Consider the following 24,815-nt stretch of genomic DNA (forward strand, 5'->3'; position numbering starts at 1 on the left):
GGACCCGGCGCCGCCTACATCGTGGTGGCGAAGCCCACCGCGGCGGCGATGACCGCCCAGAGCGCGATGGTGACGACCACGAGGGCGATGACCCCGGTGCGGCGGTCGCGCCAGCGGGCCCGCTCCGCCTCGGGGTCGACGGGGACGGATTCCGGGGCGACGACGCCGGCGGTCGCGTCGTCTGCGACGTGACCCGCGGTGGCCGCGTCCGTGTCGGCGGGCGGCGTCGACGCCGGGGTCGGGTGGAGCGGGGCGCGGTCGGGACGCGGGTCGAGGGGGAGGGACGGCATCCGGCGACCGTACGCGCTGGCGCCCGACGCCCCCTGCTGCCTGTGGAGAACTCCGCGCCGGGACGCGTGGGGGAGGATGGACCCATCATGTCGGACACCGCGCTCGCCCCCACGCTCACCGAGGAGGCGGCCCGGCTGGCCGTGGACGGGGCGACCGACGACGCCATCTACGACGCGTTCGCCGAGTGGGCGATCGCACGGGGGATCGAGCTCTACCCGGCGCAGGACGAGGCGGCGCTGGAGATCGCGTCGGGCGCGAACCTCATCCTCTCGACGCCGACGGGCACGGGGAAGTCGCTCGTCGCCGTCGCTGCGCACTTCGCGGCGCTCGCCCGGGGCCGCCGCTCGTACTACACGGCCCCGATCAAGGCGCTCGTCTCCGAGAAGTTCTTCGCGCTCGTGGAGCTGTTCGGCGCCGCGCAGGTGGGCATGGTCACGGGCGACTCCTCCGTGAACCCGGACGCGCCGATCATCTGCTGCACCGCCGAGATCCTCGCCAACCGCTCGCTCCGCGGCGGCGCGGACACGCCCGTCGACCAGGTGGTCATGGACGAGTTCCACTTCTACGCGGATCCGCAGCGCGGCTGGGCCTGGCAGGTGCCGCTCCTGCTGCTGCCGCACGCGCAGTTCGTGCTCATGTCGGCGACGCTCGGCGACGTGACCGACCTCGCGGACGACCTCACGCGGCGCACCGGGCGTCCGACGGCGCGCATCACGGGCATCGAGCGGCCGGTGCCGCTCTTCTTCCACTACGCGGTGACGCCCGTGCAGGAGACCGTCGAGGAGCTGCTCGACACGAAGCAGGCGCCCGTCTACATCGTCCACTTCGCGCAGGCCGCTGCCCTCGAGCGGGCGCAGGCGCTCTCGAGCATCAAGATCGTGACGCGCGAGCAGCGGGACGAGATCGCGGAGATCATCGGCGGCTTCCGGTTCAGCACGGCGTTCGGCAAGACCCTGTCCCGGCTCGTGCGCGCGGGGATCGGCGTGCACCACGCCGGCATGCTGCCGAAGTACCGCCGGCTCGTCGAGCAGCTCGCGCAGCAGGGCCTGCTCCGGGTGATCTGCGGCACCGACACGCTGGGCGTCGGCATCAACGTCCCCATCCGCACGGTGCTGTTCACGGGCCTCACCAAGTACGACGGCACGCGGATGCGGCAGCTCAACGCGCGCGAGTTCCACCAGATCGCCGGACGCGCGGGCCGAGCCGGGTACGACACCGCGGGCACCGTGGTGGCGCAGGCGCCCGAGCACGAGACCGAGAACATCAAGATGCTCGAGCGCGCGGGCGACGACGTGAAGAAGCGCCGCAAGCTCGTGCGCAAGAAGGCGCCCGAGGGCTTCGTCTCCTGGGGCGAGCCGAGCTTCCGCAAGCTCATCGACGCGGAGCCCGAGCGGCTGACGTCGAGCATGCAGGTGAGCCACGCCATGATGCTCAACGTCATCGCGCGCGGCGGCGACGTGTTCCAGAACATGCGCGCGCTCGTCGAGGACAACCACGAGCCGCGCGCGCGGCAGCTGGCGCTCGCCCGCCGTGCCCTCGCCATCTACCGCACGCTGCGGACGGCCGGGATCGTGGAGCAGGTGGACGACCCGGACGGCGGGCCCACCCGGATCACGCTGACGGTCGACCTGCAGGCCGACTTCGCTCTCAACCAGCCGCTGTCGCCGTTCGCGGTGGCCGTGTTCGAGATCCTCGACCGGGAGTCGCCCACATACGCGCTCGACATGGTGAGCGTCGTCGAGGCGACCCTCGACGACCCGCGGCCGATCCTCTCCCAGCAGCAGTTCAAGGCCCGCGGCGAGGCCGTGCAGGCGATGAAGGCCGACGGCATCGAGTACGACGAGCGCATGGAGCTGCTCGAGTCCGTCACGCACCCGAAGCCGCTCGAGGAGCTGCTCGACCAGTCGTTCGCGACCTACAGCGCGAGCCAGCCGTGGATCGGCGACTTCGCGCTCAGCCCGAAGTCGGTCGTCCGCGACATGTACGAGCGCGCGATGTCCTTCAGCGAGCTGATCTCCTTCTACGGCCTCATGCGCTCCGAGGGCCTCGTGCTGCGCTACCTCTCCGACGCCTTCCGGGCGCTGCGTCAGACCATCCCCGACGAGGCGAAGACCGAGGAGCTGCTCGACGTCATCGAGTGGCTGGGCGAGCTCGTGCGCCAGGTGGACTCCAGCCTCCTCGACGAGTGGGAGGAGCTGTCGCACCCGACCCAGGCGCCCGGCGACGCGCCCGTGCTGCCGCCCGCGCCGAAGCTGCTCACGTCGAACACGCGCGCGTTCCGGATCCTCGTGCGCAACGAGCTGTTCCGCCGCGTCCAGCTCGCGGCGCGCGAGGACCTGCAGGCGCTCGGCGAGCTCGACGCCGCGTCCGGCTTCGACGCGGACGCGTGGGGCGACGCGCTCGACGGCTACTTCGGCGAGTACGACCGGATCCTCACCGACGGCGACGCCCGCAGCCAGGCGCTCGTCACGATCGAGGAGGGCCCGACCGCATGGACCGTGCGGCAGGCGCTGCACGATCCCGAGGGCGACCACGACTGGGGGATCGAGGCGACGGTGGACCTCGAGGCCTCGAACGAGGCCGGCGAGGCCGTCGTGCGCGTGACGCGCGTGGGCACCCTCTCGTGAGCGAGGCGCCCCGCCTGCCCGACCTGGCCGGGCGGACGATCCTGGTCACGGGCGCGAACGGCGGCGTCGGCTTCTGGACCTCCGCGCAGCTCGCCTCCGCGGGCGCCCGGGTACTGCTCGCCTGCCGCTCCGCGGAGCGCGGCGAAGCCGCCGCCCGCGCGCTCCGGGCGCGCGTGCCGGGGGCCGACGCGGAGGTCGTCGCTCTCGACCTCGCCAGCATCGCGAGCGTGGATGCGTGCGTCGCCGCCGTGCGGGAGGACCTCGACGCGATCGTCGCGAACGCGGGCCTCACCCCCGCGGGCGGCCGCGCGCGGCACCGCCGGACGACGATCGACGGGTTCGAGGAGCTCATGGGCACCAACGCGCTCGGCCACTTCGCGCTCGTCGCCGGGCTCGCCCCACGGCTGCGGGAAGGCGGACGCGTGGTGATGCTCGGATCCCTCGCCCACCGCTTCTCGCCGCTCGACCTCGGCGACCTCGCGGGGGAGCGGCGCATGCCGGCGCTCGTCCGGTACGGGCGATCGAAGACGGCGTGCATGGTGATCGCGGCAGAGCTCGACCGACGGTGGCGGGCCGCGGGATCCGACCGCGTCGCGCTCTCGGCGCACCCCGGCTACGCGGTGGACGCGCTGACGCCGCCGCAGGATCCGGCTGGCCGTGCGCGCGGACTCGACGCCGCGCGCCGGCGGCTCGCGAGGGCCGGCCGTGTCCTGGTGCAGGGCAAGGACGCCGGTGCGTGGCCGGTGGCGCACGCCGCGGCCGCGGACGGCGTCACGGGCGGCGCGTCCTGGGGACCCGCAGGCCCGCTCGAGCTGAAGGGCGCGCCTGCTCCCGCGTTCGTCGCGGATCACGCGCGGTCGCGCGCCGTCGGCGAGCAGCTGTGGGCCGCGGCCGAGGACGCGACGGGGATCCGCTTCCGGCCCTGACGAGGGCCGCCGGCTCAGCCCCGCGGGGTGCCGAGCACGTCGTCGAGCGCGTCGCGGAACGCGGCCGTCTCCGAGGGCGTGCCGACGGAGACCCGGAGCCAGCCCTCGGGTCCGGTCTCGCGGATCAGGACGCCCCGGTCGAGCAGCCCCTGCCACACCGCGTGGCGGTCGGGGAACCGGCCGAAGAGGACGAAGTTCGCGTCCGACGGCGCCACCTCGAAGCCGCGGCCGCGCAGCCACTCGACGAGCCCGTCGCGCTCCTCGCGGAGCGACGCGACCTGCGCGAGCAGCACGCGGCTGTGACGAAGGGCGGCGGTCGCGCTCACCTGCGTGATCCGCGACAGGTGGTACGGCAGGCGCACGATCCGCAGCGCGTCGACGACCGCGGGGGAAGCGGCGAGGTAGCCGAGCCGGCCGCCCGCGAACGCGAACGCCTTGCTCATGGTGCGCGACACGATGAGGCGCGGGTGGTCGGGGAGCAGCGAGATCGCCGTGGGGACGCCCTCGCGGCGGAACTCGGCGTACGCCTCGTCGATCACCACGACGCCGGGCGCGACCGACAGCACGTGCTCGATCTCGGGGATCGTGAGCGCCGTTCCCGTGGGGTTGTTCGGCGAGGTGAGGAAGACCACGCTCGGCTGGTGCTGCTCCACGAGCGCCGTGACGTCCGCGAGGTCGAGCGTGAAGTCCTCCTGGCGGCGGCCGGAGACCCAGCGCGTGAGCGTGTTGCGCGCGTACTCCGGGTACATCGCGTAGTGCGGCGCGAAGGAGAGCGCGACGCGGTCGGTGCCGCCGAAGGCCTGGAGCACCTGCTGCAGCACCTCGTTGGATCCGTTCGCCGCCCACACGTTCTCGGGGCCGAGCTCCAGGCCGCTGTCGGTCGTGAGGTAGTCGGCGAGCTCCGTGCGCAGCTCGAGGAACTCGCGGTCGGGGTAGCGGTTGAGTCCGCGGGCGGCCTCGAGCACGGCCTCGCTCACGGCGACCGCGACCTCCTCGGGCAGCGGGTACGGGTTCTCGTTGACGTTGAGGAGCACGGGCACGTCGAGCTGCGGGGCGCCGTAGGGCTCCTCGCCGCGGATCCCGTCGCGGAGGGGCAGGTCGGCCAGGGTGGTCTCGGACCAGTCGGGGCTCATGGGTCTCCTCGGGAGTCGTCGGGCTCCCCATCCTCCCATCGACCCGGACCGCGGACGCCCGGAGCGGGGCGGCTAGGGTCGTCGGATGCGCTCCCCCCTCGCACGGCTCACCCGCGTGCGGCTCCCGGGGGACGTGCACCGCACCGAGTCCGCGCCGCCGCGCTGGCTCCTCCTCTCCCGCCGCCACGGGTCGCGGGCGATCCCCGTCGCGCACGACCTGGAGCGGCGCACCGTGCTCGGCTTCCGGATCGCGATCAAGGTGTTCCGGTCGTCGGGCGCGAACACCGGTCGCATCCGGTCGGCCGCGCCGTCGCGCGTCGGCTCGCCGGGAGCCGCCCCCGTCCGTCCGGCCTTCGTGCTCGTGCACGGGATCGGCGTCTCCTCGCGCTACTTCCACCCCGTGGCCGCGTTCCTCGCCGAGCACGGCACCGTGTACGCGATCGACCTGCCGGGCTACGGCGAGTCGCCTCGGGTCCACCGGGACGTGACGCTGGACGACCACGCGGCCGTCGTCGCGGAGGTGATCCGCATGCACGGGCTCGTCGACCCCGTCGTCATCGGCCACTCGATGGGGACCCAGATCGTGACGCGGCTCGCCGTCGACCAGCCCGAGGTCGCCGACCGCATCGTGCTCATCGCGCCGACCCTCCCGCCGCGGACGCGCGGCGTCCTGCGGGCGGCCGTCGCGCTCGCGGTCGACACCCTCCGTGAGCCGCTGCTGGCGAACGCCGTGGTGCTCGGCGACTACTTCCTGCGCTGCGGGATCCCGTACTACCTCCGGCAGCTGCCGCACCTCATCGACGACGCGATCGAGGAGCGGGCGCCTCGGATCCGCGCGCGGACGCTCGTCCTGGTGGGTGACCGGGACGCCGTGGTCGACCGCCCGTTCGCGCGCGACCTCGCCGCCCGCATCCCGCGCGGGACGTACCGCGTGGCCCGGGGCCCGCACGTCGTCATGTACGGAGATCCCCTCGGGGTCGCGCGCGCGATCGTGGAGCATGCCCGGGCCGGCTGAGGCGGCGGATGCGCGGCCGCCGCACCGCGGGCCGGTCACGCCCGTCGCGGCCGGGCAGGATGGAGGGGTGACCGCTGCCGGACCCGACCAGCTCCCGCCGCTCCCGCTCCTCCGCAAGGCGCTCGACTGGGCGCTCGACTACGCGTACGTCCTCCGCTGGCAGATCGCGGCCACGCTCTCCCGCGACGACGCCCGCTCCTTCGAGGACGGGCGCGACGACCGGCCGACGATCCTCGTGCTGCCGGGCGTCTACGAGCGCTGGCAGTTCATGCTCCCGATCATCCGGCGGCTGCACGCGCGCGGGCACGGCGTGCACGTGGTCGGCGCGCTCGGCGCGAACGTGGGTCGGATCGCCGAGATGTCACGCCGGGCCCGCGCGTACCTCGAGGCCGAGGACCTGCGCGACGTCGTCATCGTCGCGCACAGCAAGGGCGGTCTCATCGGCAAGCACCTCATGGCGTTCGGCGACCCGGACCGGCGGATCCGCGCCATGGTCGCGATCAACGCGCCGTTCGGCGGATCCTCGTACGCGCGGCTGTTCCCCGTCCGCAGCATCCGCGACTTCTCGCCGCGCGACGCCGCGCTCGTGGAGCTCGGCCGGTCGCGCGAGGTCAACGGGCGGATCACGAGCCTCTTCGCGCGCTTCGACCCGCACATCCCCGGGGGGAGCGCGCTCGACGGCGCGACGGACGAGCGCGTCCGGGCGTCGGGGCACTTCCGGATCATGGGCGACGAGGACGTGCTGCGCCGCGTCGAGGCCGCGATCGACCGGGCCGGGACGCCGCCCGCGCCTCCCGCCTGACGCACCTCCTGGCGCGGCGCATACTGGGCACATGCCCGACCCCGCCGCCCCCGCTCGCGGCGGTGGCACCGCTGACGGCCACCCGGACGGCACCGCCGACGGCCGCGGCCGCACGGTGCTCGCGGTCGCGATCCTCGCCTCCTTCGTCGCGTTCCTCGACGGCACGGTCGTCAACGTCGCGCTGCCCGCCATCGGAGCGGACCTCGGCGGGGGCCTCGTCGTGCAGCAGTGGGTCGTGGACGCGTACCTCATCACGCTCGGCGCGCTGATCCTGCTGGCCGGCTCCCTCTCCGACGCCTTCGGCCGCGTCCGCGTGCTCCGCTGGGGCCTCGTCGGCTTCGGCGTGACATCGCTCGTGTGCGCGATCGCCCCGACGGCGGTGATCCTCATCGCCGCGCGCGCCGCCCAGGGCGCGGCCGGGGCGCTCCTCGTGCCGAGCTCCCTGGCCCTCATCGCGCAGGCCTTCCGCGGTCCCGCGCAGGCGCGCGCCATCGGCTCGTGGACGGCGTGGACCGGCACGGCGATGCTCGTCGGCCCCGTCCTCGGCGGCGTGCTCGTGGACGCGCTCGACTGGCGGCTCGTGTTCGGGATCAACGTGCTCCCCATCGCGGTGACCCTCGTGCTCCTCGCCCGGCTCCCGCACGACGCGCCCGTCGCCGACGGCACGCGCGTCGACGTCCCCGGCGCCGTCCTCGGCGCCCTCGGGATCGGCGGCCCGGTCTTCGCGCTCATCGAGCAGTCGCGGCTCGGGATCTCGCACCCGCTCGTGCTGGGCAGCCTCGCGGTCGGCGTCGCGTGCCTCGTGCTCTTCGTCATCCGCGAGCGGCGCACCCCGCATCCGATGCTCCCGCTGTCGCTCTTCCGCGAGCGGGACTTCCTCGTCGGCAACATCGCGACGATCGGCATCTACGGCGCGCTGTCGCTCGGGGGCTTCGTGATCGCGGTCTTCCTGCAGCAGACCGGCGGGCTGTCCGCGACGGCCGCGGGATTCGCGCTCGTGCCGACCACAGTGATCATGCTGCTGCTGTCGACGCGCTTCGGCGCGCTGGCCGGGCGGATCGGTCCGCGGCTCCTGATGGGTGCGGGCCCGATCGTCGCGGGCGGCGGCTACCTGCTGCTGCTGCGCGTCGCCGAGCCCGTGGACTACTGGGGCCAGCTCCTGCCCGGCATCCTCGTGTTCGGCCTGGGCCTCTCGATGACGGTGGCGCCGCTGACCGCGACGATCCTCGAGGCCGTCCCGTCCACGCAGGCGGGCATCGCGTCGGCCGTCAACAACGCCGTCTCGCGCGTCGCCGGGCTCGTCGCGATCGCCGCCATCGGACTGGTCGCCGGGCCCGACCTCGACGTCGCGGCCTTCCACCGCGTGGTGCTCGTGACGGCGGCGCTGCTCGTCGCGGGTGGGCTGGTGTCCCTGGTCGGGATCCGCTCGCGTCACGCCGTGGCCGCTGCCCCTGCCTCCACCGACGCGGCGGGCTAGACGGACAGCAGCACCTTGCCCACGTGCTGCGACGACGCCACGTGGGCGTGCGCGGCGGCCGCATCCGCGAGGGGGAAGACGCGGTCGACGACGGGCCGCACGGATCCGTCGGCGATCGCCGGCCACACGTCCGCGCGGATCGCGGCGACGATTCGCGCCTTGTCGTCGGCGTCGCGGGCCCGGAGCGTCGTTCCCCAGATCCGTCCGCGGCGCGCCATGAGCTGGCCGAGCGCGATGCTCGTGGGCGCGCCGCTCTGCGCGCCGATGACCATGATCCGGCCGTCGCGCGCGAGGGCGCGGATGTCGCGGTCGATGTAGTCGCCGCCGATCGCGTCGAGCACCACGTCGGCGCCGTGCCCGTCGGTGGCCTCGAGGAGCGCCGCCACGAAGTCCTGCTCCCGGTAGTCGATGAGGATCTCCGCGCCGAGCTCCCGGCACGCCGCGAGCTTCGCCGGGCTGCCCGCGGTCACGGCCACGCGGGCGCCGAGCCGGGAGGCGAGCTGGATCGCCATGGTGCCGATCCCGCTCGACCCGCCGTGCACGAGCAGCGTCTCGCCCGGCGCGAGGCCCGCGTCGAGCACGACGTTCGACCACACGGTCGCGACGACCTCGGGCAGGCCCGCCGCCTCCACGAGGTCGAGCCCCTCGGGCACCGGCAGGACGTGGCGCTCGTCGACCGCCACGAGCTCGGCGTAGCCGCCGCCCGCGAGCAGCGCGCACACGCGGTCGCCCACGTCCCAGCGGGTCGCGCCCTCGCCTGTCGCCTCGACCGTGCCGGACACCTCGAGCCCGAGGTGCGTCGGGGCCCCGGCGGGCGGCGGGTACGCGCCCTCGCGCTGGCTGAGGTCGGCGCGGTTGACGCCGGCGGCGGCCACGCGGATCAGGACCTCGCCGGGTCGGGCGACCGGATCCGGGAGCTCGGTGAGGGAGAGGACGTCGGGGGAGCCGGGGGAGGGGAAGGTGATGGCGCGCATCCCGCCACGGTACGCCCGCCGTGGGCCGCGACCGGTGCGCACCAGAAGTACATGAACTCGCAACTGAATCCGGGAATAGGGCTCAGGTCCATGCGCTTGCATATCTTCGAGGCCGTCGGCCCGCACCCATGACCCCTGTACGAAAGGCACGCACATGAGCGACACCACCACCGTCCCCGGCTACATCGCCGGCACCTGGACCATCGACAAGACCCACAGCTCCGTCGGCTTCAGCATCCGCCACATCATGATCAGCAAGGTCAAGGGCACGTTCAAGGACTTCGACGCCGAGATCGTCACGGGCGCCACCCCCGAGCAGAGCTCCGTCAAGGCCCACGCGACCATCGCCTCGATCGACACCAACGAGCCGAACCGCGACCAGCACCTCCGCACCAACGACTTCTTCGACGCCGAGAACAACCCCACCATCGACTTCGTCTCCACCGCCGTGCGCGTGGAGAAGGACGGCGACGCGAAGGTCGACGGCGAGCTCACCGTCCGCGGCGTCACCAAGCCCGTCACGTTCGACGTCGAGTTCGGCGGCTTCGGCGGCGACCCCTACGGCAACACCAAGTTCGGCGCGACGGCCACGACGGTCATCAACCGCGAGGACTTCGGCCTCACCTACAACGCGGCCCTCGAGACCGGCGGCGTGCTGCTCGGCGACAAGGTCACCATCACGCTCGACATCCAGGCGGTCCTCGCGACCCCCGCGGCCTAGCCCGCACCGGCCGGGCATCCGTCCGGCCGCCTCCGCCTCGCGCGGATCCGACGCCCCCGTTCCGTCTCCCGGACCGGGGGCGTCGTCGTGCCCGGACGAATAGCGCCGGGGTGCGTCTTGTCAGGGGTGCGGTCGATCAGGGCAGCAGGCCGAGCGCCCGGAGCGTCTCGGTGGGGCGCTCGACGTGCGCGAAGTGCCCGGCGTCGGCGATGACCGCGGAGGAGGCACCCGGGACGTCGCGCGCCAGTCGGGCCAGGTCCTCCGGCGTGACGAAGACGTCGCGGCGGCCCCGCACGGCTGTGACGGGGCAGGCGATCCGCGGCCACAGCGCGCCCGCGGGGTAGGCGACGGCGATCTCCGTCGCGCGGAGGAACCCGCGGGGCCGCACCTCCACGGCCAGCGCGGCGATGACCGACCCGCGCACCCGCCCTCCGTGCGCGAACAGGGGCCGGGTGAGCTGACGCAGGAGGCCCGCGCGCTGCAGCATCCGGACGAACGCGAGCCCGGATGCGCCGAGGAGGCGCGTGACGTGGATCGAGCCGAGCATCATGCTGAACCCGGGCAGCGTGCCGAAGCGCAGGATCGGGTGGGCCGCGCTGCGCATGACGGAGTACAGGGTGGGCGACACCAGGGCCACGGAGCGCACGCGACCCGGGTGCCTGGCGGCCAGGTCGAGGGCGAGGAAGCCGCCCATCGAGTGCCCGACGATGCGGCAGCCGACGTACCCCAGGTCGTCGACCACGCGGATCACGGCGTCGGCCACGGCCTCCGGGGTGAACCTGGCGTCGTCGGCCGGGCCCGCGGATGCGCCCCAGCCGGGGAGGTCGACGGCCACGACGTCCTCGAGCGGGTGACCGGCGTCCCGGGCGGCGCGGAGGGCGGGCGTCCACGTGGTCCACGAGCCGGCCGCGCCGTGGAGCAGCACGGTGGCCGTCTCCGAGCGACGCGTCGGCGCGTGGTGGTGCCGGACGAGGCCGAGCGCCGTCTCGGTCGCCCCCGCGATCAGGCAGGAGGCGCGCGGATCCGGGTCGAGCTCGGAGGGGCAGTAGCCGTCCTCGGGTGGAGCCGGGCGACGTGGCGACCGGACGACGTCGTCGACGCCGCGGGCGGATCCGGCTGGACGGGGCTGGAGCGGGGGGATGCGCACGGACGGCCTCCGGACCGGGACGGGGATCCGCACATGCTGGCGGACGGTCGTCCCGCGGCGCGGGCCCCCTCCCCAGGGCCGTCCGCCGCGTCCGCCGCCGGACGTGGAGCGCCTCAGGCGAGGAGGCCGAGCGCGCGCAGCGTCTCCTCGGGGCGCTCCACGTGGGCGAAGTGGCCGGCGTCGCGGATCACGGCGGACCGGAGCAGGGGCACCGCGCGCGCCAGGAGGTCGAGGTCGTCCGGGGACACGAAGACGTCGTCGTCGCCGCGCACCGCGACGACCGGGCAGGCGATGCGCGACCAGAGACCGTCGGCGTCGTAGCCGCGCGTGACCTCCGCGGCGAGCGAGAACGCCCGGGGCCTGGCCTCGGTGGCGATGGCGTCGACGATCGACCGGCGCACGTGCCAGCCGTGCGCGAAGAGCGGCAGCGCGACCGCCCGCATGAGGCGGACGCGGCCGACGCCGCGGATGAGCGCGGTGCCGGGGCGGCCGAGCCGGCGCATCGTGCGCATCACGCCGAGCATCATCGTGAACCCGGGGATGAGGCGGAACTCGCGCACGGGGTGCGCGACGCTCGCGATGACGGAGTACGTCGTGGGCGAGACGAGCGCGACGGAGGCCGCGCGGTCGGGCTCGCCGGCCGCGATGTGCAGCGCGATGAAGCCGCCCATGGAGTGCCCGACGAGCCGCCAGCGCGCGTAGCCGAGGCCGTCCACCACGGCGCGGACGGCGTCGGCGATGGCGTCCACCGTCGCCTCGTCGTCGGTCGCGTCGAGCACGGAGCCGCCCCAGCCGGGCAGGTCGATGGCGACGACGTCGGCGAACGGGACGCCCGCGTCGCGCGCGGTGCGGATCAGCGGCGTCCAGGTGGTCCAGGATCCCGCGGCGCCGTGCAGCAGCACCGTCGCGGTGTCCGAGCCGCGGATCGCCACGTGGTGGTGCCGCACGACGCCGAGGCCGGTGGGCGTGCTGCCGCGCACGAGGCCGGAGGCGGCGGGATCCGGGTCGAGCTCGAGCGGGCTGTAGCCGGGCACGGGCCGGGTCATTCGGCGCCGCCGATGATCTCCGAGCGGATGCGGCGGATGTCCTCCAGCAGCGAGCCGATGAGGATCCAGTGCTCGTCGCTCGGCTGCAGCACCACGAGCGGGGCCGTGAGCGCCGGCTCCTCCCGCGGGTCGGTGCCGTCCGCGCGGGCGTCGCCCGGCAGCGCGTGCTCGGCGAGGAGCCGCACGTCGTGGGCGGCGCGCGTCAGCTCGGTCGCGATGCCGCGGACCACGGGCTCCTCGGCGAGCGACGGGTCGTAGCGGTCGTGCACGGCGCGCGTCATGCCGACCACGCGGTTGACGAGCACCGTGAGCGTCGCGAGCAGCTCCCGGTCGGCCTCGAGCAGCGCCCGGTGCCGCCGGCGGAGCGGATTCAGGGTCAGGCTCTCGAGCCCCCTGTCGACCTCGGCGACCGCCTTCGTGTGCCGCGGCCGGAGCTCGCGCGCGCGGGCGAGCATCCGGTCGAGCTCCTCGCGGTCGACGGGCTCGGACAGCGCGCCCGCCAGCCGGTCGAGGGCCGCTGCGCAGTCGCCCGCGAGGCCGACCACCGCGCGGCGGCTCGCCTCGTGCAGCACGGGCGGGGCGATCGCGATGTTGACGACCACGCCGATGGCCGCGCCGAGGATCGTCTCGACGATGCGGTCGACGGCGTACACGGGCGAGAGCTGGCCGATGGCGAGCACGAGCATCGCGCTGATGGGGATCTGCGTGCTCGACCCCGGCGTCAGTCGGAAGACCCAGCCCACCAGCACCGCCACGACGACCGCGAGGAGCACCACCCCGCTCGAGGTGCCGAGCGCGAGGCCGAGCCCGAGCGCGAGCAGCACGCCCGTGATCACGCCCAGGCTGCGCTCGACCGCCTTGCCGAAGGTCTGGTTGATGCTCGGCTGCACCACGAGCAGCGCCGCGATGGTCGCGAAGATGGGCAGCTGCGCGGGCAGCAGGGCGATGCAGACGAACCAGGCGATGATCGCGGCGACGGACGTCTTGACCACCTGGACGAACGGGATCCGCGTGGTGGTGCGGACGGTCGTGGTGATGCGCACGTGCGGCCTCGGGCTTCCGTCTCGGGTGCGTCCATCATCCCGCGGGCTGGCGGCCTCAGGCCACCTGGGCCGCGTCGTCGATCCCGTCTGGCCCGCCGGCCGCGTCCCCCTGCCGCCTGGCGTCCTGCCAGCGCGCCCACATCTCCTTGAGGTCCCACGCGTCCTCCGCCTGGATGGAGACGCCCCGCTCGCCCGTGCGCCTGGTGCGCCCCCGGATGACGAGCAGCCGCGTGCCGAAGAGCATGGGCCCGGCCTTCTGCTGCGCCTCGTCGAAGAAGGTGGAGTCGGAGCAGCCCGTGCCGTCGTCGAGGCTGATGAAGACCACGCGCTTGCCGCTGCGCATGGGCGGCGTCTGCGTGGCGATGCGGATCCCCGCGACCACCACCTCGGAGCCGCTGCGCACCTCGAGCAGCTGGCTCGCCGGGATCACCCCGAGCTCGTCGAGCATGGGCCGGTAGCTCTCCAGCACGTGGTCGGTGACCTCCATCTGCAGGATGTCGAGCTCGGCGGCGACCCGCGCGCGCCCGTCGGGGTCGGGGGAGCCGCGCGGGATGAGGTCGCGGTCGTCGACGAACAGCGGGAGCTGGCCGGCCGGATCCGCGGGCCGGGCCGCCCGCGCCGTGAGCCGCCGCGCGAACGCCATCACGTCGCCGCGGGACGCCGGACCCCGGGCGCCGGCGTCGTCGGCGGACGCCGCGAGCGAGTCGAGCGCGCCGACCGCGGCCAGCCGTTCCAGCAGCGCGCGCGACGGCTGCGCCTTCGCGTAGAAGTCGCTGATGGAGTCGTAGGGCTGGCCCCGCTCGATCCGCTCCAGCTCCGCCTGGCTCATGCCGTGCACGTCCTGCAGCGACAGCCGGATCCCCAGCTCGCCGATGCGCGTGCGCCCGGTCGTCTCCCCGCCCTCGACGCGCTCCACCCGGTAGACGCCGGTCGACCGGTTCACGTCGAGCGGCAGCACGGGCACGCCCATGCGACGGGCCTCGGTGAGGAGCAGCCGCTTGGGGTACATGCCGGGGTCGTGCGTGAGGATCCCCGCGAGGAACTCCGCCGGGTAGTGCGTCTTCAGCCACGCGCTCTGCCAGGTGGGCAGCGCGAACGCGGCGCCGTGCGCCTTGCAGAACCCGAACGAGCCGAAGCCCTTCAGCGCCTTCCAGATGCGCTCGACGTCGGCGTCCGAGAAGGGGCGCCGGCCCGTGCGACCGTCCACGTGCATGGCGGTGCGCTCCCGGAACGCCTGCTCGACCACCGTGTCCATCCGCTCCATGTTGCGGCGCAGCTCGTCGGCCTCCGCGAGGGAGACCTGCATGCAGTCCGCGAAGATCCGGATGACCTGCTCGTGGTAGATGACGACGCCGAAGGTGGGCGCGAGGAACGGCGCGAACCGCGGGTGCAGGTAGTCGGGCCGGGTGATGCCGTGCTTCGTGTCGAGGAAGGGCGCGACCATGTTGCCCTTCATGGGGCCCGGCCGGAACAGCGAGATGTCGGCGATGAGGTCCTCGTAGACGTCCGGCTGCATCTTGCCGATGAGCTCGCGCTGCCCGGGCGACTCGATCTGGAACATGCCGAGCGTGTGCGTGGTGCGGATGGCGGCGAAGGTCTCCTCGTCGTCGTGCGGGATCTCGTCGAGCTCGATGCGCCCGTCGCGGTGCACGTAGCGCGCGTCGACCGGGACGCCGCCCGCCACCGCCGAGCGCGCGCCGTGGATGCGGTGGATCTCGTCCAGCGCGTACGCCATGGTGCTCTGCATCCGCACGCCGAGGATGTCGAGCTTGAGGAGCCCCATGTCGTCGATGTCGTCCTTGTCGAACTGGCTCATCGGCAGGCCCATGCCGCTCGGCTGCACGGGGCTCGTGCTCAGGAGGTCGGAGTCGCCGAGGATGACGCCGCACGGGTGCATGGAGATGTGCCGGGGGAGCCGGTCGAGCCGCTCCGTGAGGTCGACGAGCAGGTCGATGCTCGGGTCGTCGCGCACGAGGTCGGCGATGGGCTTGAGCTCGGGCTTCGTCTCGAGCACCGCCCGGAACTCGCGCGCGTTGAAGCGCCAGATGTTCTTGGCGATGAAGTCGATCTGCTGCTCGTCGAGGTCGAGCGCGAGCCCCGCGTCGCGCGCGGCGCCGCGGGCCCGGTAGGTGTTCTGCATCGACAGCAGGGTGACCCGGTTGCTCCCGTACTTCTCGAACACGCGGTGGTAGACCTCGTGCCGGCGCGCCGACTCCACGTCGATGTCGATGTCCGGCAGCGTCGAGCGCACCTTGCCGAGGAAGCGCTCGAACAGCAGGTCGTGCTCGAGCGGGTCGACGTTGGAGATGCGCAGCAGGTAGTTGACGAGGCTGCCCGCACCGGATCCGCGCGCCTGGTTGCGCACGCCCATGTCGCGCATGAGCGAGCACACGTCGGCGACGGTGAGGAAGTAGGTGGCGAAGCCGAAGCCCGTGATGGTCTGCAGCTCCGTGCGCATCCGGGCGAGCACGCGCTGCCGCATCGACTCGTCCACGTGGCCGAACCGCTCGGTGACCCCGGCCTCGGCCTTCCGCCAGAGCGCCTCGTCCGGGTCGCCCGTGACGCCGATGACGGACTTCTCCGGCAGCTTCGGCTTCCGCCAGGCGAGGTCGGCGTCCGGATCCAGCCGGCACCGGTCGGCGAGCTCCTCGGTGGCGCGCAGCAGCGCCTCGCCCGCCCGGCGGTCGAGGGACGACGCGCCCGCGACCTCCCGCGCGATCTCCTGCATCTCGGCCGGGGTCTTGAGCCACGCCTGCCCGTTGGGCTGCGGCCGGAACGACCCGAGCGGCCGGAGCGTGCCCGCGGAGTCGAGCACGTCGCCCGTGAGCGCGTCGTCGGGCTCGAGGTAGCGCACGGCGTTGGTGAGCACCGCGGGGACGCGGTGGGCCTCGGCGAGCTCGAGCATGCGGGCGGCGTGCCGGAGGCTGGCGGACTCGCCGGGCTCGGTGAAGTGGCAGACCACCTCGACGACCACCGCGCCGGGCAGCAGCCGGGCCCACTCGGCCAGGTGGCGGGACGCGAGCGCGTGGTCGCCCGCCGCGACGGCGCGCCCCACATCGGAGTCGGGTCCGAGCATGATCGTGCCGACCGGCCCGTCCTCGCCGAGGAGGAACGCGGGCGGCCGGGTGCGCGCGATGCCCGCCTGCGCGCTCCGGGCGGTGCTCCGCGCGGTGCCGCGCCCGTGGCTCGCGCTGATGAGCCGGCTGAGCGCCGCCCAGCCCTGGCCGCGCGTGCCGCCGTGCGCGAGCACCGTGATCCGGCCGGGGTGCTCGCCCGTGAGCCCGAGCTCCGCGCCGACGACGGGGGAGACCCCGGCGGCGAGGGAGCGGCGGATGTGGCGGACGGCGCCGTAGAGCCCGTCGCGGTCGGTGATGGCCGCGGCCGACGCGCCCCGTGACGCGACCTCGTCGACCAGCGCCTCGGGTGCCGTGGTGCCGAAGTGCGCGGAGAAGGCGGACGCGACGTGCAGGTGGGTGAAGCTCACGCGCGCCTCCCTCGATGTCCGCCCGCGTCCTCCCCGGGCGCGATGTTCGAACGCATGTTCGACTCGCCCAGTGTAGGTCGGCTGCCCGACGGCCGCGACCCGTAGTCTCGGAGGATGACCAGCGAACCCTCCACCCTCGTCATCCTCGGCGCCAGCGGCGACCTCACGGAACGCCTCCTCCTGCCGGGTCTCGGCAGCCTCGTGGCGAGCGATCGGGGGCGGCGGATCCAGCTCATCGGCACCGGCCGGAGCGAGCGCACGGCGTCGGAGTGGACGAAGACGGTCAAGACCGCGTTCGACTCGGTGGACGCCACGGGACGCCGGGCGGCGGGCATCGTCTCGTCCACGAAGTACATCCAGGCCGACCCCACGGACCTCGACGACCTGAAGCGCATCCTCGAGGCGTGCGATGGCGCGCCCGCCTTCTACTTCGCGCTGCCGCCGGCCATCTCCATCCAGGTGTGCGAGCAGCTGGCGAAGCTCGACCTGCCGGAGGGCACCACGCTCGCGCTCGAGAAGCCGTTCGGCTCGAACAGCCGCAGCGCCGCGCAGCTGAACCGCCAGCTGCTGAAGCTCGTGCCGGAGGACCGCATCCACCGCACCGACCACTTCCTCGGCCTCTCCACGGTGCTCAACCTCGTGTCGCTGCGCTTCGCCAACCGCTTCTTCGAGTCGGTGTGGAGCGCGAAGGACATCGAGAAGGTCGAGATCCTCTACGACGAGACGCTCGCGCTCGAGGGCCGCGCCGCCTACTACGACAAGTCGGGCGCGCTCGTCGACATGATCCAGAGCCACCTGCTGCAGGTGCTCGCGGTGTTCGCGATGGAGCCGCCCGCGAGCATCGACCCGGACGACCTCCGTTCGAACATCGCCTCGGTCCTCCGCGCCACCGAGGTCTGGGACAACGACCCCATCGCCCACAGCCGGCGGGCGCGGTACACCGCCGCCACGGTGGACGGCACCCGCATCCCCGCGTACGCCAAGGAGGAGGGGGTGGATCCGGCCAACGAGACGGAGACGCTCGCCGAGGTCACCTTCGGCGTCGCGAACGCGCGCTGGGCGGGCGTCCCGTTCCGGCTCCGCTCGGGCAAGGCCCTCAAGGAGGCGTCCAAGCGCATCGTCGTCACCTTCAAGCCGGTGGCGCACCTGCCGCGGGGCCTGCACGGATCCGCCCGGCCCGACCGGCTCATCATCGACCTCAAGCCCGACGGCATCTCGCTGGAGGTCACGATGGACGGCACGGGCGAGCCCTTCACGCTCACCCAGTCCACATTCCGCGCGGAGTTCGCCGAGCCCGAGCTCACGCCGTACGGCGAGGTGCTCGACGGCATCCTCGCGGGCGACCCGCGCCTCTCGGTCCGCGGCGACGTGGCCGAGCGCTGCTGGCGCATCGTCGCACCGGTCATGCGCGCCTGGAAGGGCGACCGCGTGCCCATGGCCGAGTACCGCGCCGGATCCGCGGGGCCGACCGCCTGGCGCTGACCGCGCGGTGCTCCCGCCGCGCATGGCGGGCCCGCATGACGGCTCCCTGGGCGTCGTCGCCTCCCGGCGGCGGCGCCCTCGCCGCGTCCTAGCGTGAGGGCATGCCCGTGATCCTCACCGAGATCCCCCTGCCCGCGGCCTCGCCGGATGCGTCGCCCGGGCTGCACGGCGTGCTCGCGGTGCCCGAGGGCGAGGGGCCGTGGCCCGCGGTCGTGGTGGTGCACGAGGCCTTCGGCGTCACCGACGTCATGCGCCGCCAGGCCGAGCGCCTCGCCGAGGCCGGCTTCCTGGCGCTCATGCCCGACCTCTTCTCCGCCGGCGGCGCGCGCCGCTGCCTGGTCGCGACCTTCCGCACGCTCGCGGCGGGGGAGGGCCGGGCGTTCGTCGACGTCGAGTCCGCCCGCCGCGCGCTCCTCGCCCGCGCCGACTGCACGGGCCGCGTCGGCGTCATCGGCTTCTGCATGGGCGGCGGGTTCGCCCTGGCGGCGGCCTCCCGCGGCTTCGACGCGTCGAGCGTCAACTACGGGATGCTCCCGGAGGACCTCGACGGGGTGCTCGACGGCGCGTGCCCGATCGTCGCGAGCTACGGCGGCCGCGACCGGCAGCTCGCGGGATCCGCCGACCGCCTGGAGGCCGCCCTCGTGGCGCACGGCATCGACCACGACGTGCGGGAGTACGCCGCCGCCGGGCACTCCTTCCTCAACGACGCCGAGATGGGTCCCCGGCCGCTCCGCCCGGTGCTGCGCGCGGTGGGGATGGGGCCGGAGCCCGCATCCGCGGCGGACGCCTGGCGCCGGATCGACGCGTTCCTCGACGCCCATCTGCGTGGCGAGGAGCGCACGGGGGCTTAGCGCATCGGGCCCGCGCGCCGAGGGGACTCTCCACCGGCCTCGGCTAGCCTGTGGAGGATCCGGGTCCCCGCGCCCGACCCTCCCCGCCCGGCGACGAGAGATCCACCCATGCAGCACGCCCCCCAGAGGACCCGCGCCGACCGGGCCCGTGTCCGCGGCATCGCCCGCCACGGCCGCCTGCGCACCCCGAGCGCGGGACGCACCGTGATGAGGGGCATCGGCATGACCGTGGCGGTCGCCCTGGTGAGCACGCTCTCGGTCGTGGGCATCGCCGCCTGGGACCTCTCCCGCACCGTCGCCGACAACACGGTCGACATCTCGGGCGGCCAGACGCTCCCGCCCTCGCTCGGCGGCATCGACGGCGGCGCGAACATCCTCATCGTCGGCAGCGACAGCCGCGCCGGCCAGGGCGACGGCTACGGCGCCGCGAAGGACGTGGGCACGGCCACCCTCAACGACGTCACGATGCTGCTGCACATCAGCCAGGACAGCAGCCGCGCGACGGTCATCTCCTTCCCGCGCGACATGCTCGTGCCCATCCCGGAGTGCGAGGGCCCCGACGGCACGAAGTACGCCGCGAGCTCGCGCGCGCAGCTCAACGAGTCGCTCTCCCGCGGCGGGTTCGAGTGCACCGTGCGCATGGTCGAGGGCCTCACCGGGCTCGACATCCCGTACGGCGGCGTCGTGCAGTTCAACGGCGTGGTCGAGATGTCCAACGCGGTCGGCGGCGTCGAGGTGTGCGTGGCCAACGGGATCTACGACAAGAAGACCGACCTGTCGCTGGATCCCGGGCCGCACACGCTCCAGGGCAAGGACGCCGTGCAGTTCCTCCGCACGCGCTACGGCGTGGGCGACGGCAGCGACATCTCGCGCATCGGCAACCAGCAGGTGTTCCTGAGCGCGCTCGTGCGCACGATCAAGAGCACGGACACGCTGACCAACCCGGCGAAGCTCTACGGCATCGCGCGCGCCGTGGTCGACAACATGCAGCTGTCCACCTCGCTCGCCGACCTCGACACGCTCGTGTCGGTGGCGCTCACCTTCAAGGACATCCCGCTCGACGACGTCGTGTTCCTGCAGTACCCCGGCACGGTCCTCGCGAACGGGCGCGTCCAGCCGGATGAGGCGGCGGCCGCGCAGCTCGTGAGCCTGCTCGCCTCCGACGCGGACTTCTCGCTCGGTCAGCCGGCCGCGACCGACGAGGCCGGCAGCGTCCCGGCCGAGGGCGCGACCACGCCGCCCGCGACCGCGCCGCCGGCCGACGCATCGGCGTCGACGACGCCGCCCACCCCGACGGCCGAGGTGCTCGACCCGAGCATCACCGGCCAGACGGCGGCGCAGAGCACCTGCTCCAACGGCCAGGGCTGATCCGGTCGGTCGCGCCCGCCGGCGACGGCTAGCGCTCGGCTGGGGCCTCGACGATCCGCGGATCCGGGAAGGCCGTCTCGACCGCGGGCGCGTCGGTGCCGCGGGCGCGCATCCAGACGAAGAAGCCCGTGAGCGTGAAGGCGCCGTAGAAGACGTACATGAAGGCGGACGCGTAGTAGCCGGCGCTCACCAGCAGCGGCACGCCGACGAGGTCGACGGCCACCCAGACCAGCCAGAACTCGACCCAGCCCTTGGCCATGCCGTAGGTGGCGAGGAGCGAGCCGACGAAGATCCAGGCGTCGGCCCAGACGGGCTCGTAGGAGCCGAGCGCGCGGAAGACGGGGGTGAGCAGCGCGGTGCCGCCGACGAGCGCGACCACGAGCAGGATCCGCTCGCGACCGGACGCCCACTGCGGCACGACGGGAGCGCCGCCGTGCCTGGCCTGCTGCCAGCGGTACCAGCCGTAGACGGACACGGCGATGAACATGACCTGGCGGCCGGCCTGGCCGAGGAGGTTGACGGGGTTCGGCGTGCCGAAGACCGCGCCGAGGAAGACGGTGAAGAGGAGCACGTTGCCGACGATGCCGACGGGCCACGCCCAGACCTTCCGGCGCATGCCGCCGAGCGCGCTGGCGAGGCCGAAGAGGTTGCCGACGATCTCGCGCCAGAGGATGGTCTGGTCGCCGATGCGGAGCTGCGCGTCGAACAGCCACTCGAGTGCCGCCATGCGGGATCCCTCCGTGCGCCGCGGCCCGGGCGGCCTGCGTGCGGGACGCCGTGCGCGGCGCCGATGGGGTGAAGGCGCGGGCGTCCCCGGCTATTCCCCGCAGCCCGTGCGGACCGGGTGGACCGGCCCGGGTGGGATCAGGCGAACAGGCGCACGTCGAGCTCCTCGTCCGACGCGGTGACGAGCGACCAGCGACCGCGCGCGTCGACGCTCAGGTCGAACGAGCCGTCGACCCGGCGCGCGCCCGTGGTGAGCGGCACGGCCTCGACGCGCCACATCGACAGCTCCAGCAGGTGGGCGCTCGCACCGCGGGGCGCGCGGCCCGTGCGCTGCCACCAGTCGACCCGCGCGATCCACCGCTCGGGCGAGCTGACGACGCCGTAGACCACGTCCCGCCAGGTGAACCGCAGCGGCGATCCGTCGTCCGAGAGCTCGACCTCCACGTCCTCGTCGATCCGCATGGTGCCGCTCCTCTCGCCCGTCGCGCCGGCCGCGCTCCTGCATTCGAACGGATGTTCGAACGTCTGATCCGAGTGTAGGAACGCCCGCCGACATGCACGAGGGGAGCGGGCGGATCCACCTCACCCTCGACCGGAGCCTGAGGGTCGGATCCGCATCGCGCGCATCGGGCATGGATCCGCCGCCCGTCGCGTTGGCCCCGGTGTCCCGAGGGCGGCAGACGCCCCCTCGTCATCGACACCCGAGGAGGGTCCACATGACCGACACCACCACACGCCCCGCCGGGGCCTCCGGCACGTTCACCATCGGCGGCGACCTGCCCGTCGTCCGGCTCGGCTACGGCACCATGCAGCTGACCGGCGAGGGCGTCTGGGGCGCCCCCGAGGATCCGGCCGAGGCCGTCCGCGTCATCCGCCGCGCCGCCGAGCTCGGCGTCACGTTCTTCGACACCGCCGACTCGTACGGCCCGTTCGTCGCCGAGGAGCTCCTCAAGGAGGCGCTCCACCCGTACGCCGACGACGTCGTCATCGCGACCAAGGGCGGGCTCACGCGCCCCGGCCCCGGCGACTGGCAGCCCGTCGGCCGACCCGAGTACCTGCGCCAGCAGGCCGAGCTGAGCCTGCGCCACCTGGGCCTCGAGCGCATCGACCTCTACCAGCTGCACCGCATCGACCCCGCCGTGCCGCTCGCCGACCAGATCGGCGTGCTCAAGGACCTCCAGTCCGAGGGGAAGATCCGCCACATCGGGCTCTCCGAGGTGCAGGTCGACGACGTGAAGGCCGCTCGGGAGATCGCCGAGATCGTCTCGGTGCAGAACCTGTTCAACCTCGCCAAGCGCGACGCAGAGCCGCTGCTCGACTACGCCGAGGCCGAGGGCCTCGCCTTCATCCCGTGGTTCCCGCTCGCGACCGGCGAGCTCGCGAAGGACGGCGGCCCGCTCGACGCCCTCGCGAAGCAGCACGACGCGCGCGCCTCGCAGCTCGCGCTCGCCTGGCTCCTGCGCCGCTCGCCCGTCATGCTGCCGATCCCCGGCACCAAGTCGGTCGGCCACGTCGAGGACAACATCGCCGCGGCGGGCATCGAGCTCACCGACGACGAGTTCCAGGCGCTCACCGACGCCGTCTGATCCACCGCACGACGACGAAGGGCCCCGCGGCGGATCGCGGGGCCCTTCGTCGTGCCGGTCGGCGTCCGGGTCAGGTGCCGATCCGGGTGCCCGAGTCGTCGGCGAGGCCGAGGTCGTCGAGCTGCGCGAGCAGGCTCGCCCCGTCCGGCGCGTAGACCCACGGGATCGAGCTGTCGAGGGCGCGCTTCTCCGCCTTCGCCCGGCCACCCGCGAGCACGGCCTCGCCCGCCGAGAGCTGCCGGATGAGGACGACCTCGACGTTGTCGGGGTGCTGCACGGCGAACTCGCCGTAGAGCAGCTCGTCATGCTGGCCGTCGTCGCCCGCGAGGATCCACTTCACGTGCGGGAACTCCTCCGCGAGGCGCCGCAGGTTGTTGCGCTTGTGCTCCATGCCGCTGCGGAACCACCGGTCGACGGTGGGACCCCAGTCGGTGAGCAGGATCGGTCCCGGCGGGTAGAGGTTCCGCGACAGGAACCGGGTGAGCGTCGGGGCGACGTTCCACGCCCCCGTCGAGAGGTAGAGGACGGGCGCGCCCTCGTGCTGCAGGCGGAGGCGCTCGTAGAGCACGGCCATGCCCGGGGTGGGCGTGCGCGCGTGCTCGTCGAGCACGAAGGTGTTCCAGGCGGCGAGGAACGGCCGGGGGAGCGCGGTGACCATGACGGTGTCGTCGATGTCGCTGAGGATCCCGGTGCGCACGTCGTCGCCCACGATGAAGACGGGCGCCTCGACGGTCTCGGATCCCTGCGCCCGGATGCGGATGGTGTGCCAGCCGCTCGTCAGGCTCGCCTCGACGACCTGGTCGACGACGCCGCCGCGGTCCGCCCGCACGTGGTGCTCGGTCCCGTCGATCTCGACGACGACGTCGACGTCGGTGAGCGGGACGCTCGTGAAGCTCCGCCACCCGCGGACGACCTTGTCGCCGGCCAGCGCGCGCTTGCTCTTCGGGTCGGTGAGGAGGACCCGGCAGAGGACGCGGACCCAGCGCACGGATCCGTAGCCGGCGTACGGGATGACGGTGGGCTTCAGCCCGCGCTTGCGCGCACGGCCCTCGCGGATCTCGTGGATGCGGTCCTCGATGCGCGCCGCCCGGTGCAGCACGGGTGCGGCGGCCGGTGACTCGAGGAGCGTGCGGGTCGCGTGCTTCTTCTTCTTCTTCGAGGAGGGGGCCACGGGCACAGTCAACCAGACGTGGGGAGACGGCCGGTCGTCACACGGACCGGGCGAGCTCCGCCGTGTCGGGCGCGCCCTGGTCGATGCCGGGTCCGACCTCGTCCATCGCCAGCTGCTCGATCACGTCCTCCGCCTGCGCGGCGACGGCCCGGAGCAGGTCGGGGGAGCCCTCGGCAGTGGGATCGAGCCACTCCTCGACCACGTCGGGGGAGAGCACGACGGGCATGCGCTCCGCGAGCGCCTCCACCGTGCCGGCCGCCGGCCGGGTGAGGACAGCGCAGGTCAGCACCCAGCGGGCCGGGTCGTCGGCGGCGCGCGTCGGATCCCGCCACCACCCGTACAGCGCCGCGAGCAGCACGATGCCGTCTCCCGCGCCGACGAGGTAGGGCGTGCGGAGGCCGTCGTCGGTCTCGTGGTGCTCGTAGTAGCCGGACACCGGGATCGCCGCGCGCCGGGACACGAGCGCCTGCAGGAGCTCCGGCCGGGAGCCGAGCTGCTCGGCGGGGACCTCGGCCAGCGGCGGGCCCTGGTCCGGTCCGGGCGATGCCGCGAGGACGAGACCCCACCTGGCGGGCTCGAGGCGCCGCACGGGCACCTGCTCCTCCGTGTCGCCCTCCGCGCGGCGGGGCAGCGTGTCGACCAGGACCGCCACGCGCTGGCCCGGCTCGATGCGCCAGGACGGCGCGGGCACGGCCTCTCCCGCATGGTCCACGTCGAGGAGCCCGACCAGGTCGTCGGCGGTCGAGGACCTGGCGAGGATGCGCGTCATGCCCTCCATCCTGGCCGACGCGCCCTGTGCCGACCGACGCGCGCGCGGCATCCGGGGGCTATCCGCGGAAGCATCCATTTGTTACGAAGTGGCGACAGGGGACGACCCGGTGCGGCCGTTCCGCCGCGACCGTGGTTCGCTGGTGTGCCTGGCAAGTGTCGATTCGTAGTGCCTAC

The 24,815-nt window shown here is 73.8% G+C and carries 22 protein-coding genes; 11 read left to right on the plus strand and 11 right to left on the minus strand.

Annotation, left to right across the window (positions count from 1 at the left end; genetic code table 11):
* Nucleotides 1-14 precede the first annotated feature (14 nt).
* On the minus strand, nucleotides 15-290 hold the full coding sequence (locus tag KYT88_RS07815) for a hypothetical protein (protein WP_043587093.1): 276 nt from the start codon (nucleotides 288-290) through the stop codon (nucleotides 15-17).
* A gap of 87 nt (nucleotides 291-377) precedes the next feature.
* Between KYT88_RS07815 and KYT88_RS07820 the strand changes: the two genes are divergently transcribed.
* Nucleotides 378-2,918 carry a DEAD/DEAH box helicase gene (locus KYT88_RS07820; protein ID WP_043587091.1) on the plus strand — a complete coding sequence of 847 codons (2,541 nt, stop codon included), beginning with the start codon at nucleotides 378-380 and terminating at the stop codon, nucleotides 2,916-2,918.
* Entirely contained in the window at nucleotides 2,915-3,844 is a 930-nt protein-coding gene (locus KYT88_RS07825) for an SDR family NAD(P)-dependent oxidoreductase (RefSeq protein ID WP_043587089.1), read from the plus strand. The genes KYT88_RS07820 and KYT88_RS07825 overlap by 4 nt, the downstream gene beginning before the upstream one ends.
* 14 nt (nucleotides 3,845-3,858) lie before the next feature.
* On the opposite strand, the gene KYT88_RS07830 is transcribed toward KYT88_RS07825, so the two are convergent.
* The gene (locus KYT88_RS07830) at nucleotides 3,859-4,977 is read right to left on the minus strand and encodes a histidinol-phosphate transaminase (protein WP_043587087.1); all 1,119 of its coding nucleotides are present in this window, start codon (nucleotides 4,975-4,977) and stop codon (nucleotides 3,859-3,861) included.
* Nucleotides 4,978-5,062: 85 nt separating this feature from the next.
* Between KYT88_RS07830 and KYT88_RS07835 the strand changes: the two genes are divergently transcribed.
* The 3 genes from KYT88_RS07835 to KYT88_RS07845 all read left to right on the plus strand — a co-directional run bounded on the left by KYT88_RS07835 (nucleotide 5,063) and on the right by KYT88_RS07845 (nucleotide 8,271).
* Nucleotides 5,063-5,992 carry an alpha/beta fold hydrolase gene (locus KYT88_RS07835; RefSeq protein ID WP_043587085.1) on the plus strand — a complete coding sequence of 310 codons (930 nt, stop codon included), beginning with the start codon at nucleotides 5,063-5,065 and terminating at the stop codon, nucleotides 5,990-5,992.
* 67 nt (nucleotides 5,993-6,059) lie between these two features.
* Entirely contained in the window at nucleotides 6,060-6,794 is a 735-nt protein-coding gene (locus KYT88_RS07840; protein ID WP_043587083.1) for an esterase/lipase family protein, read from the plus strand.
* Nucleotides 6,795-6,825: 31 nt separating this feature from the next.
* Entirely contained in the window at nucleotides 6,826-8,271 is a 1,446-nt protein-coding gene (locus KYT88_RS07845; RefSeq protein ID WP_043587081.1) for an MFS transporter, read from the plus strand.
* On the opposite strand, the gene KYT88_RS07850 is transcribed toward KYT88_RS07845, so the two are convergent.
* The gene (locus KYT88_RS07850; RefSeq protein ID WP_043587079.1) at nucleotides 8,268-9,245 is read right to left on the minus strand and encodes an NAD(P)H-quinone oxidoreductase; all 978 of its coding nucleotides are present in this window, start codon (nucleotides 9,243-9,245) and stop codon (nucleotides 8,268-8,270) included. The genes KYT88_RS07845 and KYT88_RS07850 overlap by 4 nt on opposite strands.
* Nucleotides 9,246-9,399: 154 nt before the next feature.
* Between KYT88_RS07850 and KYT88_RS07855 the strand changes: the two genes are divergently transcribed.
* The gene (locus tag KYT88_RS07855; RefSeq protein WP_012038201.1) at nucleotides 9,400-9,966 is read left to right on the plus strand and encodes a YceI family protein; all 567 of its coding nucleotides are present in this window, start codon (nucleotides 9,400-9,402) and stop codon (nucleotides 9,964-9,966) included.
* Nucleotides 9,967-10,102: 136 nt separating this feature from the next.
* Here KYT88_RS07855 and KYT88_RS07860 read toward each other — a convergent pair whose 3' ends face one another.
* From KYT88_RS07860 to KYT88_RS07875, 4 genes are all read right to left on the minus strand, one after another.
* On the minus strand, nucleotides 10,103-11,113 hold the full coding sequence (locus tag KYT88_RS07860) for an alpha/beta hydrolase (protein WP_043587899.1): 1,011 nt from the start codon (nucleotides 11,111-11,113) through the stop codon (nucleotides 10,103-10,105).
* A 113-nt stretch (nucleotides 11,114-11,226) separates the two neighbouring features.
* Nucleotides 11,227-12,147, minus strand: a complete 921-nt coding sequence (locus KYT88_RS07865; RefSeq protein ID WP_237583619.1) for an alpha/beta hydrolase — start codon at nucleotides 12,145-12,147, stop codon at nucleotides 11,227-11,229.
* An 8-nt stretch (nucleotides 12,148-12,155) separates the two neighbouring features.
* Nucleotides 12,156-13,202, minus strand: a complete 1,047-nt coding sequence (locus KYT88_RS07870; RefSeq protein WP_043587075.1) for an FUSC family protein — start codon at nucleotides 13,200-13,202, stop codon at nucleotides 12,156-12,158.
* A 55-nt stretch (nucleotides 13,203-13,257) separates the two neighbouring features.
* On the minus strand, nucleotides 13,258-16,686 hold the full coding sequence (locus KYT88_RS07875) for a DNA polymerase III subunit alpha (RefSeq protein ID WP_043587073.1): 3,429 nt from the start codon (nucleotides 16,684-16,686) through the stop codon (nucleotides 13,258-13,260).
* Between the two features lie 114 nt (nucleotides 16,687-16,800).
* Here KYT88_RS07875 and KYT88_RS07880 point away from each other — a divergent pair, with 114 nt between their 5' ends.
* The 3 genes from KYT88_RS07880 (at nucleotide 16,801) to KYT88_RS07890 (ending at nucleotide 20,387) form a co-directional block, all read left to right on the plus strand.
* Nucleotides 16,801-18,168 carry a glucose-6-phosphate dehydrogenase gene (locus KYT88_RS07880; RefSeq protein WP_043587071.1) on the plus strand — a complete coding sequence of 456 codons (1,368 nt, stop codon included), beginning with the start codon at nucleotides 16,801-16,803 and terminating at the stop codon, nucleotides 18,166-18,168.
* Between the two features lie 101 nt (nucleotides 18,169-18,269).
* Nucleotides 18,270-19,019, plus strand: coding sequence for a dienelactone hydrolase family protein (locus KYT88_RS07885; RefSeq protein ID WP_043587068.1), 750 nt, complete (start codon nucleotides 18,270-18,272; stop codon nucleotides 19,017-19,019).
* Between the two features lie 108 nt (nucleotides 19,020-19,127).
* A complete protein-coding gene (locus KYT88_RS07890) occupies nucleotides 19,128-20,387 on the plus strand; it encodes an LCP family protein (protein ID WP_043587067.1) in 1,260 nt (419 codons plus the stop codon).
* A 28-nt stretch (nucleotides 20,388-20,415) separates the two neighbouring features.
* Here KYT88_RS07890 and pnuC read toward each other — a convergent pair whose 3' ends face one another.
* Both pnuC and KYT88_RS07900 read right to left on the minus strand, forming a co-directional pair.
* On the minus strand, nucleotides 20,416-21,114 hold the full coding sequence (gene pnuC / locus KYT88_RS07895; protein ID WP_043587065.1) for a nicotinamide riboside transporter PnuC: 699 nt from the start codon (nucleotides 21,112-21,114) through the stop codon (nucleotides 20,416-20,418).
* Nucleotides 21,115-21,251: 137 nt separating this feature from the next.
* Entirely contained in the window at nucleotides 21,252-21,575 is a 324-nt protein-coding gene (locus KYT88_RS07900; protein ID WP_043587063.1) for a DUF6504 family protein, read from the minus strand.
* Between the two features lie 254 nt (nucleotides 21,576-21,829).
* On the opposite strand from KYT88_RS07900, the gene KYT88_RS07905 reads away from it, so the two are divergent.
* Nucleotides 21,830-22,699, plus strand: coding sequence for an aldo/keto reductase (locus KYT88_RS07905; protein WP_043587061.1), 870 nt, complete (start codon nucleotides 21,830-21,832; stop codon nucleotides 22,697-22,699).
* A 70-nt stretch (nucleotides 22,700-22,769) separates the two neighbouring features.
* Here KYT88_RS07905 and KYT88_RS07910 read toward each other — a convergent pair whose 3' ends face one another.
* Nucleotides 22,770-23,870 (minus strand): App1 family protein phosphatidate phosphatase, encoded by a 1,101-nt coding sequence (locus KYT88_RS07910; protein WP_043587059.1) that lies wholly within the window; start codon nucleotides 23,868-23,870, stop codon nucleotides 22,770-22,772.
* Nucleotides 23,871-23,907: 37 nt separating this feature from the next.
* On the minus strand, nucleotides 23,908-24,639 hold the full coding sequence (locus tag KYT88_RS07915; protein ID WP_043587056.1) for an SOS response-associated peptidase: 732 nt from the start codon (nucleotides 24,637-24,639) through the stop codon (nucleotides 23,908-23,910).
* Here KYT88_RS07915 and KYT88_RS07920 point away from each other — a divergent pair.
* Complete coding sequence (locus KYT88_RS07920; RefSeq protein ID WP_156032224.1) at nucleotides 24,638-24,808, plus strand: hypothetical protein; 171 nt, start codon at nucleotides 24,638-24,640, stop codon at nucleotides 24,806-24,808. The genes KYT88_RS07915 and KYT88_RS07920 overlap by 2 nt on opposite strands.
* The last annotated feature ends 7 nt before the right edge of the window (nucleotides 24,809-24,815 follow it).

This window comes from Clavibacter sp. A6099 (assembly GCF_021919125.1).
GTDB lineage: Bacteria > Actinomycetota > Actinomycetes > Actinomycetales > Microbacteriaceae > Clavibacter > Clavibacter seminis.